12 protein-coding genes are annotated in these 14,052 nt (G+C 45.6%); 1 reads left to right on the forward strand and 11 read right to left on the reverse strand.

Going from position 1 to position 14,052, the window contains the following annotated elements; all coding sequences use genetic code 11:
* Position 1: 1 nt before the first annotated feature.
* From LWP20_RS11005 to LWP20_RS11050, 10 genes are all read right to left on the reverse strand, one after another.
* Positions 2 to 634, reverse strand: coding sequence for a phosphoribosylanthranilate isomerase (locus LWP20_RS11005; protein ID WP_242928196.1), 633 nt, complete (start codon positions 632 to 634; stop codon positions 2 to 4).
* Entirely contained in the window at positions 631 to 1,446 is an 816-nt protein-coding gene (trpC, locus tag LWP20_RS11010; RefSeq protein WP_242928197.1) for an indole-3-glycerol phosphate synthase TrpC, read from the reverse strand. Before trpC ends, LWP20_RS11005 begins: the two co-directional genes overlap by 4 nt.
* A 44-nt stretch (positions 1,447 to 1,490) precedes the next feature.
* On the reverse strand, positions 1,491 to 2,501 hold the full coding sequence (gene trpD / locus LWP20_RS11015) for an anthranilate phosphoribosyltransferase (protein WP_242928198.1): 1,011 nt from the start codon (positions 2,499 to 2,501) through the stop codon (positions 1,491 to 1,493).
* Positions 2,502 to 2,647: 146 nt separating this feature from the next.
* Positions 2,648 to 3,211 (reverse strand): anthranilate synthase component II, encoded by a 564-nt coding sequence (locus LWP20_RS11020; RefSeq protein ID WP_242928199.1) that lies wholly within the window; start codon positions 3,209 to 3,211, stop codon positions 2,648 to 2,650.
* A 1-nt stretch (position 3,212) separates the two neighbouring features.
* Positions 3,213 to 4,622, reverse strand: a complete 1,410-nt coding sequence (locus LWP20_RS11025) for an anthranilate synthase component I family protein (protein ID WP_242928200.1) — start codon at positions 4,620 to 4,622, stop codon at positions 3,213 to 3,215.
* 321 nt (positions 4,623 to 4,943) lie between these two features.
* Positions 4,944 to 6,038: a bifunctional histidinol-phosphatase/imidazoleglycerol-phosphate dehydratase HisB gene (hisB, locus tag LWP20_RS11030; RefSeq protein WP_242928201.1), complete on the reverse strand. Its 1,095-nt coding sequence runs from the start codon at positions 6,036 to 6,038 to the stop codon at positions 4,944 to 4,946.
* Between the two features lie 85 nt (positions 6,039 to 6,123).
* Positions 6,124 to 7,173, reverse strand: coding sequence for a histidinol-phosphate transaminase (gene hisC, locus LWP20_RS11035; RefSeq protein WP_242928202.1), 1,050 nt, complete (start codon positions 7,171 to 7,173; stop codon positions 6,124 to 6,126).
* Complete coding sequence (gene hisD / locus LWP20_RS11040; protein ID WP_242928203.1) at positions 7,174 to 8,454, reverse strand: histidinol dehydrogenase; 1,281 nt, start codon at positions 8,452 to 8,454, stop codon at positions 7,174 to 7,176.
* Complete coding sequence (gene hisG, locus LWP20_RS11045; protein WP_242928460.1) at positions 8,454 to 9,314, reverse strand: ATP phosphoribosyltransferase; 861 nt, start codon at positions 9,312 to 9,314, stop codon at positions 8,454 to 8,456. The genes hisD and hisG overlap by 1 nt, the downstream gene beginning before the upstream one ends.
* Positions 9,315 to 9,654: 340 nt before the next feature.
* Positions 9,655 to 10,152 carry a T9SS type A sorting domain-containing protein gene (locus LWP20_RS11050; RefSeq protein WP_242928204.1) on the reverse strand — a complete coding sequence of 166 codons (498 nt, stop codon included), beginning with the start codon at positions 10,150 to 10,152 and terminating at the stop codon, positions 9,655 to 9,657.
* Between the two features lie 563 nt (positions 10,153 to 10,715).
* Between LWP20_RS11050 and LWP20_RS11055 the strand changes: the two genes are divergently transcribed.
* On the forward strand, positions 10,716 to 11,543 hold the full coding sequence (locus tag LWP20_RS11055; RefSeq protein ID WP_242928205.1) for a DUF2911 domain-containing protein: 828 nt from the start codon (positions 10,716 to 10,718) through the stop codon (positions 11,541 to 11,543).
* A 58-nt stretch (positions 11,544 to 11,601) separates the two neighbouring features.
* Here LWP20_RS11055 and LWP20_RS11060 read toward each other — a convergent pair whose 3' ends face one another.
* Entirely contained in the window at positions 11,602 to 14,040 is a 2,439-nt protein-coding gene (locus LWP20_RS11060; protein WP_242928206.1) for a TonB-dependent receptor, read from the reverse strand.
* Between the last annotated feature and the right edge of the window lie 12 nt (positions 14,041 to 14,052).

Here is a 14,052-nt window from a genome sequence, read left to right on the forward strand (position 1 = left end):
CTTAATTCTTCTCTTTAATAAATATGATCAGCTCCTTCACCTTCTCCACATCCTTCAGCCCCGGCTCCAACTCAAATCCGCTGTTTACATCCAGTGCAAACGGTTTCGGCCAGATTTTTTCAAACTCCCGGCTCTTAAGGTTTTCCAGGCTCAGGCCACCGCTCAGGAAGTATGGCTTGTCAGACAGGTAGCCTTTAAGTATTTCCCAGTCGAAGACAGTTCCATTACCACCGTAGTTGTTGCCACGGGTATCGAACAGGAAGTAATCACAGCTTCTTTCATACAGCAGCGTGTTTTCAAAGACAAAGTTATCATCTACTGAGAAGGCCTTTATCACCTCTAACCCAGCTTCTTGTAGTTCTTTGCATTGCCTTGGAGTTTCTCTTCCATGCAACTGTATTACATCCAGTTTATACTTTCGGGCTGTGTCAAGTATAACTTCAGTAGATTCATTTACGAACACACCTACCTTTTTTATACTTGCCGGCAGTTCGTCTAACAATTTCGGAGTTATAGTTTCATCACAATAGCGCTTAGACCCTTCGTAAAAGATGAAGCCCATGTAATCCGGCTGAAGCGCCGCGATCTGCCTCAGGTTCTCCGGCTCTCGCATGCCGCATACTTTTACCTTCATACTACCTGTGCTTTAAGCTCCTGTAATTGGCGCAGTTCTTTTACAAAAGCAGCGGCAGCACGCTCAGGACGGCTGTCGGTCATAAACGTCTCTCCAATCAGGAAGCCGTTGTAGCCTGCCTGCTGCAGCTCAACCAACGTTTGTGCCTGGCTCAGCCCACTTTCCGAAACTTTAGTAATACCCTGAGGAATGTACTGCGCCAGCTCAAACGATAAGCCTACATCAGTCTTAAATGTTTTAAGGTTGCGATTGTTCACACCGACTACGGTTACAAATTCGTTAAAGCTACTTTCCAGTTCTTCATTGTTATGAACTTCCAACAGCACTTCCAGGCCAAACGAGCGGGCAAAAGAGGCCAGTTCTTTCAAGCGTGCAGGATCTAGGGCAGCCGCAATCAGCAATATGGCATCGGCACCGATCGATTTTGCTTCCACGATCTGGTACTCATCCACCATAAAATCTTTGCGAAGAATCGGGCAGAAATTAAATTTGCGGGCTGTCACCAGGTCTTCGTTCTTACCGCCAAAGTAGTTGGTGTCAGTAAGAATAGATAAGGCAGAAGCGCCTGCCTGCATGTAACCAATAGAAGTGCGCTCCACCGATACATAAGGATTGATATCGCCTTTGGATGGGGACTTACGTTTGATCTCGGCAATGATCCCACTCTTGTCCGGGCGCAACAGGTAACGCTCCAGCGACAGGCAAGGTGTTTCGAAGTATAAACTCTTCTCCAGCAACTTTACCGGGTATAGGTCTTTGCGTTCGGCTACTTCTTTGTATTTATGGGCGATGATTTCGTCGAGTATGTTCATGTTGTTTAATTTGTAAATTTGAAAATGTGGAGATTTGAAGATGTTTAAGCTTCCACTAAGTTCTTATCGTTTATCAAGCTGTTAAATAGCGCGTAAGCTTTTCCTGATTCCAGCGTTTGTTTAGCTAGTACAACAGCATCTGTAGTGTTGAGTACCGGTCTGGCGCATTGGATAGCCATTCCGGCGTTGGCGGCAACTACGGCAGTCTGGGCAGCCGTGCCTTTACCTTTCAGCACCTTCACAAAGACCTCGGCCGATTCGGCTATACCTGCTCCGCCTTTGATCTGCTCGTGCTGCAGGCGTGGCAGGCCAAGGGCATCCGCATCTAACAGAGACTCTTTGCTGTCAGAGATCACTTTAAACGGGCTGGTGAGGGAAATCTCGTCGTAGCCATCCAGGGTATGGATGATGCTATACTTCACATCCGGCTGCTGCTGGTACAGGTAGCCGTACATGCGAGCCAGCTCCAGGCTGAACACCCCAACCATCTGCAGCTTCGGAAAGGCAGGGTTTACCATCGGTCCCAGCATGTTAAAGAAGGTCTTCACTCCCAGGTCTTTCCGGATCGGGCCTACGCTCTTCATGGCCGGGTGAAATAAAGGCGCATGCAGAAAACAGATGTTATACTTGTCAATGCTTCGCTCCAGCCTGTCAGTATCAGTGGTAAACTTGATCCCCAACGCTTCCAGCACATTGGAGGAGCCGCAGGACGATGAAACGCCGTAGTTACCGTGCTTGGCAACCGGAATACTATTGGCCGCCACTACAAAAGAAGAAAGTGTCGAAATATTAAAGGTATCCTTGCCATCGCCACCCGTACCGCACAAGTCAATAGGGTTATATGCCGATAAGTCAACGCGATGGCAAAGGTCCAGCAGCGCATTCCGGAAGCCTTCCAGTTCCTCCACAGTAATGCTGCGCATCATAAACACGGTAAGGAAACTTGAGATCTGGTTCTGGTTATACTTGCCGCCTGCAATATTCACCAGCACTTCCCGCGCCTGCTCCTTGCTTAGCGTTTTATGTTCAAATAAGTGATTTAGTATTTCTTTCATGGTTGATATTCTGTAGATGATTTACCCACCCCTGCCCCTGCAGGGAGGGGATTTTTCGATTGTACCAAATTCCCCTCCTCGGAGGGGTTAGGGGTGGGTACAATCTGCTCACTCCTTACTTTCTAACTTTCTAACTCTCAAAATTTCTAATTTCCCAGCCAGTTCTTAATCATTTCCTTCCCATGCTCGGTCAGCACTGATTCCGGGTGAAACTGCACGCCGCGTACATCATGCTCTTTGTGGCGCAACGCCATGATGTTTCCAGTTTCATCTACTGCCGTTGGCACCAGGCACTCGGGTAATTCCTGCTCCACCAGCCAGGAGTGGTATCGGCCGGTGTTAAACTGATTTGGCAGGTTTGTGAACAGTGGCTCCTCCTCGCACACCACCCGAACGGGGGTAGCCACACCGTGCCATACTTCGTTGCTATTAAACAACTTACCACCATATACTTCACCAATTGCCTGATGTCCTAAACATACTCCAAACAGGCTTTTTGTCGACCCAAAAGTGCGAATGATTTCTTTCAGCATACCAGCTTCGTCGGGTATTCCCGGACCGGGAGACAGCATGATCTTGTCAAAACTGGCTACTTCTTCCAACGTGGCCTTGTCGTTGCGACGCACCGTTACATTAGCGCCTAGTTCCTGCAGCAGGTGCACCAGGTTGTAAGTGAAAGAGTCGTAATTGTCGATTACCAGAACATTCATATTAATTGATCTCCTGTGCCAGCTGAAGCGCACGTCTTAATGCCATTAACTTATTGTCTACCTCCTGCAGTTCACTTTCCGGGTTAGAAGCCGCCACAATGCCGGCCCCAGCCTGGTAAAACAGCTTGTAATCTTTGCTCAGGAACGAGCGGATCATGATGGCACTGTTGAAGTTGCCGTTAAAATCCAGGAAGCCAATGCAGCCGCCGTAAAAAGCTCGGTTAGTCGTTTCATACTTATCGATGAGCTGCATGGCTTTGTGCTTAGGTGCTCCGGAAAGCGTGCCTGCCGGAAATGTGCTGGCTACCATCTGCAGCGAATCTTCCTGGTTATGCAGCTGCCCCGATACTTTCGATACCAGGTGAATGACGTGCGAGTAAAATTGTATTTCCCGGAAGGTTTCCACTTCTACGCTGTGTCCGTTGCGGCTCAGGTCGTTGCGTGCAAGATCCACCAGCATCACGTGTTCGGCATTTTCTTTCGGATCGGCTAATAGTTTTTCAGCCAGTGCAGCATCGGCCGCGTCATCGCCGGTTCTTCTGAAAGTACCTGCAATCGGGAATATACTGGCTTTGCCGTCTTTGATCACCAGCTGCGCCTCCGGCGATGAGCCGAAGATCTTGAAGCTGCCATAATCGAAATAGAACAGGTAGGGAGACGGATTAACAGACCGCAACGCCCGGTACACGTTAAACTCATCTCCCTGGAAAGCCTGCTCAAATCTTCTGGAAAGCACCAACTGAAACACATCCCCGCGGAAGCAATGCTCCTTTGCTTTCTGTATATTTTTTAAAAACCCTTCGCTGCTGATGTTATGAGCTTCTGCACCAGCCGTTTTGAAAGTATAACTCGGGATGTTACGGCTGTTCAGGAGTGCCTCTAGTTGCGTTATACCGTTCTCGTCGCTTTGGTTATAGCTGTGCGAGAAAATATAGGCTTCGTTGGTGAAGTGGTTGATCGCGATGACAAAGCGATACACCGCATAAAACAGGTCCGGAATATCCTGGCAGTCTGGGCGCAGGTTCAACTCGATATCTTCGTAATAGCGAACGGCGTCGTAGTTCATGTAACCGAAGAGTCCGTTAGTGATGAAGCTGAAGCCGTTCTGCTCTACCTCGAAACTCTGTGCGAAGGCTGCCAGTTGCGCCGGCACATTTACATCCTTCGTGATAGGCGTCTGTCTGGTGCTACCATCCGGGAAAAGCTCCGTCAGCACTTCGTTCTCGGCTTTTATACTTGCCATCGGGCTGCAGCAGATATACGAGAAGCTGTTTTCGGCACCGTGGTAGTCCGAGCTTTCCAGCAAAATGCTGTTTGGGTAACGGTCACGTAGCTTCAGGTACACACTTACCGGGGTTAGTGTATCTGCGAGCAATCGTTTGTAATTGGTTGTTATTTTATAGTTACGCATGGTTCTGGTTTGGTCTAAAAACAAAAAAGGCCTGCTGTTCAGGTGAACAGCAGGCCTTTGATACCTTTGGCTTAAGACTATACTATCTCTTCAAAAAATGCATAGCCGGGCTGTTCACGATATTTTGCGTAACGTGCCACCACCATGCATTAAGATGAAGATTCTGGATCATGTTCTGTTTAAATGTCACAGCGCTTATAGTTGCGACGTCACAAATGTAAGCCCCGATTTTTCAAAAGCAAACTATACTTCAGTTTTATTTTTAAGCTATCGCTTATACTTAGGTTAAAATAAGCCCACAACTATTTGTGGACTAACGAATTACAAAACTCCTTTTGTTGAAGGCAAAGAATTATCGTTGAGGTTACGCTGAACCGCCATGCGTATGGCTTTGGCAAAAGCTTTAAAGATTGCTTCAATCTTATGATGCTCGTTCTGCCCTTCTGCTTTGATATTCAGGTTACATTTAGCGGTATCGGAGAAAGATTTGAAGAAGTGGAAGAACATTTCGGTTGGCATGTCTCCTACTTTCTCGCGTTTAAATTCGGCATCCCAAACTATCCACGGCCTACCTCCAAAATCAATCGCCACCTGAGCCAGTATGTCGTCCATAGGGAGTAAAAAACCATAGCGCGTAATACCTTTTTTGTCGCCCAACGCATTCAGGAAAGCTTCGCCTAACGCCAGCCCAGTATCTTCTATCGTATGATGTTCGTCTATGTGCAGGTCACCTTTCACAGCTATTCTCAGATCCACGTTGCCATGGCGGGCCAGTTGCTCCAGCATGTGGTCGAAAAAGCCAAGGCCGGTTTTGATATCTGACTTTCCGGTTCCATCCAGGTTCAGGTCTATCTGGATATCAGTTTCTGAAGTCTGGCGGCGGACACTTGCTTTGCGCTCTGGTAGCTTCAGGAAAGTATAGATCTCGTCCCAATCGTTGGTGTTCAGGGCAGCGTCTTCGCTCTGAAAATCGGCCAGAAGTATAGCTTTAGCGCCCAGGTTTTTCGCCAGTTGTACATCGGTCAGGCGGTCGCCGATCACATAGCTGTTTGCCAGATCGTACTCTTCTTCCAGGTACTTTTTCATCATCCCAATGCCGGGTTTGCGCGTTTCAAGTCCTTCGTGCTCAAAACTGCGGTCAATCAGAATATCATGAAACTCTACGCCTTCGCTCTTTAGTATATCCAGCATTTTATTCTGATAAGGCCAGAAGGTATGTTCCGGGTAAGAGTCAGTACCAAGCCCGTCCTGGTTGGTAACCATCACAAACTCGTATTCCAGCTCGGTGTAGATCTTATACAAATTGCGGATCACTTTCGGAATAAACTCAAACTTCTCAAAAGAATCTACCTGGTAATCGGTTTTGGGCTCGACAAGTATGGTACCGTCGCGATCTATAAATAATGCTTTTTTCATTTTGGAAAGATATTGATGTTAGACTCTGAAAAAGCCTAATCATCTGGATTCTAACAACTATAGTCTAATTTCTAACTTGTTATGTCTAAATATTAAACTCTGACATGGCCTGGTATAGTTGCTGGTTCTCGTCGGTGGTACCAACGGATATGCGCAGGCAATTATCGCAGCCGGGCACACTGGAGCGGTTACGGGTCACAATTCCCTTATTTAAAAGGTAACTATAAAGGCTGTTAGCGTCAGTTACTTTTACAAGTATAAAGTTGGCATCTGAAGGATAAACTTTCTCAACTATAGCCAAGGTGGGCAGAGCCGTCTCTAACATCTGTCGTTCCTGAATGATCTCTTCGATCATATACTTCAGTTGCTCATCCTGATCAAGGGCTTTCAGAGCAAGTTCCTGAGTAGCTTCGTTTATGTTATACGGCGGCTTTATTTTGTCGAGCAGCGCGATAATCTCCTCAGATGCGAATGCCATACCTAAACGCAAACCGGCCATTCCCCATGCTTTGGAGAAAGTCTGCAGCACTACCAGGTTCGGGAAATCCTGTAGTCGGGTGGTCCAGCTTGGCTCCTCCGAAAAATCAATGTACGCTTCGTCAACTATCACCAGTCCATCAAAATTGTCAAGTATGGCTTCAATGTCTTCTGATTTAATAGCATTACCTGTCGGATTGTTGGGCGAGCAAATGAAGATGAGCTTTGTTTCTGGCTTTACGTTTCGCAGCACTTCGGCTACCGGTATTTGGAAATCAGCTGTCAGCTGCACGGTATCCAGCTGCACATCGTTCAGGTTAGCTGACACTTCGTACATGCCATAAGTTGGCGGTAAAAACAGCGCGCGGTCCTGGCCCGGTCGACAAACCATACGGAACAGCAGGTCAATTGCTTCATCAGAGCCGTTACCCAGGAATATCTGCGAAGGCTTCACTCCTTTTATACTTGTAATCTTACTTTTAAGCGCTTTCTGGTGCGGATCAGGATAGCGGTTATAGTTGCTGCCGGCCAAACTTCCCAGGTTATTTTCATTGGCATCCAGGTATACGCTGGCGGTGCCTTTAAACTCGTCGCGGGCCGATGCATAGGGTTTCATGCGCCATACATTCGGGCGAACTATACTTTCTAGATCAAACATTTATAGCGTCTTTAATCTGATACTTACTGCATTTTTGTGTGCCTGCAACCCTTCGGCTTCGGCCATTACTTCAATCGTTCTGCCAATATTCTTCAGGCCTTCTGTAGTGATATGCTGGAATGTGATCTTCTTGACAAAACTATCCAGCGACACGCCACTATAAGCGCGTGCATAGCCATTGGTTGGCAAGGTGTGATTGGTACCGGAAGCATAATCGCCGGCTGCTTCAGGTGTATAGTTGCCCAGGAAAACCGACCCTGCATTTACCACGCCATTTGCTATAGTTTCAAGATCCTGAATGGCAAGTATAAGGTGCTCCGGTGCGTACAGGTTCGAGAAATCAAGCATCTGCTGTGAGTTTTCCAGAACTATAGCCATGCTGTTTTCCAGTGCCTGTGCCGCAACAGCTTCTCGAGGTAGTTCCTGTAGCTGCTTCTGGATTTCAGCGATCACCTGATCAACTATAGTTTCAGATGTGCTCAGCAACACCACCTGCGAATCCGGGCCATGCTCTGCCTGCGAAAGTAAATCAGCAGCTACAAAAGCAGGGTTAGCTGTTTCATCGGCCATCACCAGCACTTCCGATGGTCCGGCCGGCATATCGATAGCCACGCCTAGTTGCGTTACCAGTTGCTTCGCCATGGTTACATACTGGTTTCCGGGTCCGAATATTTTGCTTACAGCCGGTACGCTTTCCGTACCAAAAGCCATAGCCGCTACTGCCTGTGCACCGCCTGCCTTCACTATAGTTTCGATGCCCAATAAAGCAGCCGTGTAGCGAATGGCCGGGTGAATAGCACCTTCTTTTGATGGCGGTGTGCAAAGTATAATTTGCTTACAGCCAGCCAGTTTAGCAGGCACACCCAACATCAGCAACGTAGAAAAAAGCGGTGCCGTTCCTCCCGGAATGTATAAACCTACTTTATCGATGGCCACACTTTTACGCCAGCAGTTTACCCCCGGCATGGTTTCCACTATAGGCATTTGTTCAGCCTGCTGCAAATGGAAAAGCTGAATGTTACTATATGCCTGTAGTATCGCTTCTTTCAGTTCCGGGCTGATTTCACTTTCTGCAGATGCCAGTTCCTCCGGTGTGGCCAGTAAAGCTTCAGGACGCTTGCCATCATACTTTTCAGCCAGTTGATACAGGGCTTCATCGCCTTGCTCCTGCACCAGCTTAAAAATGATGCGGATGGTTGACTCCAGTTCCTGAAGGTCTTTTACAGGTCTTTTTGCCAGTTCAGGCCAGTTTATAGTTTCTGGATATAAGATCTTTTTCATCAGATGATCATTTTCTCGATAGGTACAACCAGAATACCCTGCGCACCGGCTGCTTTCAGTTTTTCTATGATCTCCCAGAAATCATCCTCGTTTACCACAGAGTGCAGCGAGCTCCAGCCTTCTTCGGCCAGCGGAAGTATAGTTGGTGATTTTACGCCTGGGAGTAATTGAGAGATCTCGGCTACCTTATCATTTGGTGCGTTTAACAGTATATATTTGGCGCGTTGTGCGCGTTGCACAGCATGTATCCTGAAAAGCAGTTTCTCAAGTATCTCTTTCTTTTCAGCACTCAGATCCTGGTTGGCAATAAGTACAGCCTGCGATTTAAACACACGCTCCACCTCTTTTAAACCATTGCTGATAAGGGTACTTCCCGAGCTTACAATATCGCAAATGGCATCGGCCAAACCTATACTTGGCGCAATCTCCACAGACCCGCTTATGGTATGAATATGTGCCTTGATGCCGCGCTCCGAAAGGTATGACTCCAATAAATTAGGATACGAAGTAGCAATATTCTTTCCGTTCAGGTCCTCCAGGGAAGTATAGTTTTCTCCTTTTGGAATAGCCAGAGACAGGCGGCATCTGGAGAAACCAAGCTCTTCTACAGAAAGGTGTTTCATCCCTTCTTCTACCAGCACGTTCTGGCCAACTATACCAATGTCGGCCACGCCATCGGCTACATAACCAGGTATATCATCGTCGCGGAGAAAGAGGATTTCCAGCGGAAAATTAGTGGATTCTGTTTTGAGTTTCAGGCTGCTGCTGATGAACGAGATACCGCACTCACGGATCAGTTTAAGCGAATCATCACTGAGTCTGCCTGATTTTTGGATAGCTATACGAAGCATAAATGTTATTCTGAAAATGAAAATAAAGGCGATCTATACCCTGCTTCCTGCAACGTATAAATGGGTATACACCCAACGGGGGCTATATGTTAATTGGATTCCTCTTACGAGGAATGATAGAAATGATGTACGTGCGCAGCAGTACCATAAGCAACAGAAGTTGCCGGAGTAGAAAGGATGCTATGTAACGTGGTGTTGCGCATTATGTGCTGCAAAAGTAAGCAGGAATTTTTAGTAAACTATAAACACTGGTAAAAGTTTTAGTTTATTCTTTAAGGCTATCCTTTTAAAAATAAAAGTGCTGGCCTTAAGCAAGACCGGCACTTTTGTTGAAAATTTTATACTTGTATTACTTTTTAAGCAGCATTTTTAAAGTTTTGGTACCTGCCGTAGTTGATAAACGTGCAAAGTAAATTCCCTCGGCCATACTTCTGGCATCGAGTTCATACTCATATAGTTTACCTTTCTCTGCTACGCCCATGTCTACTTTTTTGATCAATGCACCTCTTACATCAAAAACTTCCAGCACAAAGCTTTCTTCTTTTTCTAAACTAAAAGCAATTGTAGTTCTGTCTGAGAAAGCATTCGGATAATTGTAGAATTCAGAAGTGCCCGGCTCAGGTTTTGAAATAGTTTCGCTTATAAATTTGCCTGACCCGGTAGCTTTAACCACCTCATGTATTACGATAGAGCCGCCGCCAAGTATGGCTGTAGAAGAAAGGTCAGCATTTTCGGCGGTTCCTTTTTCGTTATCATAAACTACATCTCCGCCTGATTTCCAGATCTTAATTCTGAACTTATCGGATCCACCTCCTCCTGTTACCTGGCCATCAGTGGCTACATCCATAAATTCATGCACATCAGAGCTTCCGTTAATATAGCCAGTACCTTTATATTTAGTAGAATTTTAATATCCATATAAAGCAGTATAAAATGTGTTATGATAGGGAAAACTAAAGTGGAAATGCCACACTATGGCGCAATAAGCTATACACAAGCTCTGCCCAGGAGCACATAATTGTGCTTTGGGGTATTAAGAAATTTTCATAGCACGATGTAGGAGCGGGAGTGTGCTTTATTGTAAAAGCTCAAGCATTGGTTTTTGTATACATAAAATTGAAACTTATGTTTCGTAATACAATAAATTATTTTTAATTTTATATTATTAAATTATGTATTGATGAGGCTTAATAGTAAATAGGACTTATGACAGATGTTGGTAGCACACAAAAGCCAAACATAAAGTAGTATATATCAGCTTCATTGAAACTTTATTACCTTTGCAAACCAATTTATACTTTGCTGGCGGGCATCTGGCATAGTTTTTTCGGGAGAATAAATCTAAATCAATCGATTTTCAGCAGTAGAATGAATAAGTACTTACTACACATATTTTTTTTAGCAGTTTTTATGCTAGCAGGCCAGGCTGCTACTGCACAGCTCAGGCTGCCACAGGCCAGCCCTGAGTCTTATCTGAGGCAAACGATAGGACTTACCGACATTACAGTACGGTACCATGCACCAGGTGTGAAAGGGCGTAAAATATTTGGGTCGCTGGTGCCTTACGGGCAACTTTGGCGTGCCGGAGCCAACGAAGCTACACTGATTACTTTTTCTGATGAGCTTTTTCTGGAACAAGAGCGCGTGCCTGCCGGAACATACTCCTTGTATATACTTCCGGAAAATGATTCGTCCTGGAATGTAGTATTAAACAAGGATACTACTTTATGGGGACTAGAAGGCTATAATGAACTAAATGATGTTGCTTATGTGCATGTAAAACCTACTAAAGCTGCGTTTAAAGAAACCATGCAATTCTCTTTCTCCGATATCAGCTTAAACAAAGGTTACTTATACCTTAACTGGGAAAACACGCAGATTGCCATCCATATAGAAACAGAAATTGAAAAAAAGGCGCTGGCCAATATTTCAAAAGCACTCGCAGAAGCCAAACCCGACGATTGGTTTATCTGGGCGCAATGTGCTGAGTACCTATCTACTAAAAAGGAGTTTCAGGAGAAGGCCTTGGAGCTGATAAATAAATCCATTGCCATTAAAGAAAACTTCTATAACAATTGGGTAAAAGCACGGTTGTATGCTCAAAATCAGGAATATGAAGTGGCTGCCTCTTTAACTGCCAAAGCCATGCAACTGGGCACAACTGACCCCGAAGCTTATAAAACGTATGCCCGCGAAATTGAAAGCGCCTATAACGACTGGAAAAAGAAGCGTTTTTAGAAACTCAGAAAGTATAAAATAAAAAAGGAGCGGTTAAACCACTCCTTTTTTATTGCCTTTAAAATCTTGCTATAAACCGCAGGTTTAACCTGCGGCCTGTCAGGAAGTTCGGAACAGCGTATGTAACGCCATTTAAATCGTCTACATAAGTATAAGATACCCTGTTTTTTGCATCTATCAGGTTTAAAACTTCCAATCCTATCCAAAGACTTTCCAGCGAGAATTTATTTTTTTCTGCTAGGTCATCTCCCAATACAATCACTTTCGAAAAACCGATATCTACCCGCTTAAATGATTTGCCTGAAAAGGCATTTCGGTACTCAGGTCGGTTTGGAGGCCCAAAAGGTAACCCGCTGTTATACACCAGGTTTAAATACATCCGGATGGTTGGATTATCCGGTAAATGGTCCTGGAAGTATACGCCAACATTCAACAACTGGTCAGTGGGTCTTCGGATATAACCCAATGGTTTTTTTCCTGCAATATCACCGTTGCCATTGTAAACAAAAGTAGAATCGTTGTCCAGGTTTTCCTTTGTCGAAAGCACGCCCAGGCTCAACCAGGATTCAGCACCTTTTATAAATTCGCCGTTTACGCGTATATCAAAACCGGCTGCATAGGCCTTGGCATTGTTTTGGGCATAATATCGCAGGCGCACATTATCAATATCGTAAGGCACCACGTTTGTCATGTGTTTATAGTATGCCTCAGCTGTTAGTTTAAAATCGCGGTCCCAGGCTTTAAACATATAATCGGAGCCAACTATAGCATGAAGCGAGCGCTGTGCTTTCAGATTTTGATTGATAACTCCCTCAAAGTTGCGAAGCTCCCGATAAAACGGCGGCTGGTAATATAATCCCACGGCTGCTTTAAAAGACAGATCCGGGTTATGTTTTGTAATAAATGAGTATTGAACACGTGGTGTTATGATGAATTCTTTATTGAAGCTCCAGTAAGCAGCACGCAAACCATACGTTATCGTTTTAAGGGAATCGATCTCGTAAGTATGCTGGGCGTAAGCATTGTAGCGCTGCGAGTTCATGTTAAGGTCTGATGTAAGAAAATATGACGGCGAAACATAATCAGCAGAATCTCTGAAACCGTATTCGTGCAGTTCATCGTCCATCTTTTCAATACCTGCTTTCAACCCAAACTCAAAGCGGTTTTTACTGTTCAGTTGCCAGCTGTTGCGGTTTTCTGCTGTGGCAATTCGTGCAAGCAGGGCGTTACGGGCATAGTCGTACTGGCTACCAATGCCACGCTCCTGCAGACATTCGCCATAGTTATCGCCGTTTTCTGTATTTACATCACACAACCGGTAACCAGCCTCCAGATCCCTGAACTCACGCTCCCGCGATTGCACCACCGAAAGTATAAGCTCCGACAAAAAATCATCTGTAAAACGATGCGACAGGTTCAGGCCCAACTGGTATGTAGTATACTTCATCAGCTCATGGCCATCAAAACCTACCTGCAGGCGCAAGGGGGTTTGACGAGTTCCGAAAGTAGTTACTCTGGATTCGGGCTCGACCACATAATCATTCTGGGCGTAGCTGGTAAGTATACTTAAACTGGTGCGGTTACTTGTTATGGAATCTTTTGTTAGATCAACAGTAACATAAGCCTGCGCATCTGAGAATTTTGGTTTATACTGCCCATCGGTTTGTAGCCCTTGCAGCATGTATTGCCCGTTTTTATGCCGGAGCCCCAGCAAATAAGTCACTTTCTTGTTTTTAGACGCCGACTCCAGGTGCATGGTTCCGCCTGTTAAACCGCCGGTTACAGAGCCTGCAAATGTCTGCGGTTTTTTATAAACAATGTTAAGTACCGATGAAAGTTTATCGCCAAACTTGGGCTGCCAGCCACCCGATGAAAATTCGATGTTGCCAACCAGATCCGGGTTTACAAAACTTAGGCCCTCTTGCTGTGCGTTTGTTACTAAAAAAGGCCTGTAAATTTCGATGCCGTTTACATACACCAGGTTTTCATCGTAGTTGCCGCCACGAACTGTGTAAGTAGAAGAAAGCTCGTTGTTGCTGCGTACGCCTGGCAGCGTAACCAGTATTTTATTGAAGTCGCCGTAGGCAGAAGGAAGTTCTTTGGTTAGGCGCGGATCAAGCTTTGTTACGCTTACCTGTTCACGGGTATCGTCTGTGTTTTTGCCCCGGACATCTACGGTATTGAGCTGGCGGGCATCTGGCTGAAGTATAAACTGCAGATTTATACTTTGACCAGGTTGCAGACGCAGGCTTCGCTCCTGCTCTTTGTAGCCAAGGTAGCGCACCAGTACAATCAGGTCCTGGTCTGCCGGTACTTTAATTATAAATTTGCCCTGGTTATCGGTTTGAGTGGCCAGCGTAGTGCCTTTTATACCAATGGTTGCCAGTTCAAGCGGCTGTTTCGCTTCTCCTGTTACAGTACCGGAAACTGTAGCCTGTTGTGCTGAAACACCTAACGGCAAAAGTATAAATAACCATACCGATAGATATTTCAGCATCCGGCCTGAATA

Origin of the sequence: Pontibacter vulgaris (assembly GCF_022758145.1) — a bacterium.
Lineage (GTDB): Bacteria > Bacteroidota > Bacteroidia > Cytophagales > Hymenobacteraceae > Pontibacter > Pontibacter vulgaris.

Excerpts from the sequence above, each read along its gene's own strand:
- trpC (WP_242928197.1), bottom strand. The coding sequence starts at position 1,446 with ATGAACATACTCGACGAAATCATCGCCCATAAATACAAAGAAGTAGCC.
- hisD (WP_242928203.1), bottom strand. The coding sequence starts at position 8,454 with ATGAAAAAGATCTTATATCCAGAAACTATAAACTGGCCTGAACTGGCA.
- LWP20_RS11025 (WP_242928200.1), bottom strand. The coding sequence starts at position 4,622 with ATGCGTAACTATAAAATAACAACCAATTACAAACGATTGCTCGCAGAT.
- hisC (WP_242928202.1), bottom strand. The coding sequence starts at position 7,173 with ATGTTTGATCTAGAAAGTATAGTTCGCCCGAATGTATGGCGCATGAAA.
- trpD (WP_242928198.1), bottom strand. The coding sequence starts at position 2,501 with ATGAAAGAAATACTAAATCACTTATTTGAACATAAAACGCTAAGCAAG.
- LWP20_RS11020 (WP_242928199.1), bottom strand. The coding sequence starts at position 3,211 with ATGAATGTTCTGGTAATCGACAATTACGACTCTTTCACTTACAACCTG.
- LWP20_RS11005 (WP_242928196.1), bottom strand. The coding sequence starts at position 634 with ATGAAGGTAAAAGTATGCGGCATGCGAGAGCCGGAGAACCTGAGGCAG.
- hisB (WP_242928201.1), bottom strand. The coding sequence starts at position 6,038 with ATGAAAAAAGCATTATTTATAGATCGCGACGGTACCATACTTGTCGAG.
- LWP20_RS11050 (WP_242928204.1), bottom strand. The coding sequence starts at position 10,152 with ATGGATGTAGCCACTGATGGCCAGGTAACAGGAGGAGGTGGATCCGAT.
- LWP20_RS11060 (WP_242928206.1), bottom strand. The coding sequence starts at position 14,040 with ATGCTGAAATATCTATCGGTATGGTTATTTATACTTTTGCCGTTAGGT.
- LWP20_RS11055 (WP_242928205.1), top strand. The coding sequence starts at position 10,716 with ATGCTAGCAGGCCAGGCTGCTACTGCACAGCTCAGGCTGCCACAGGCC.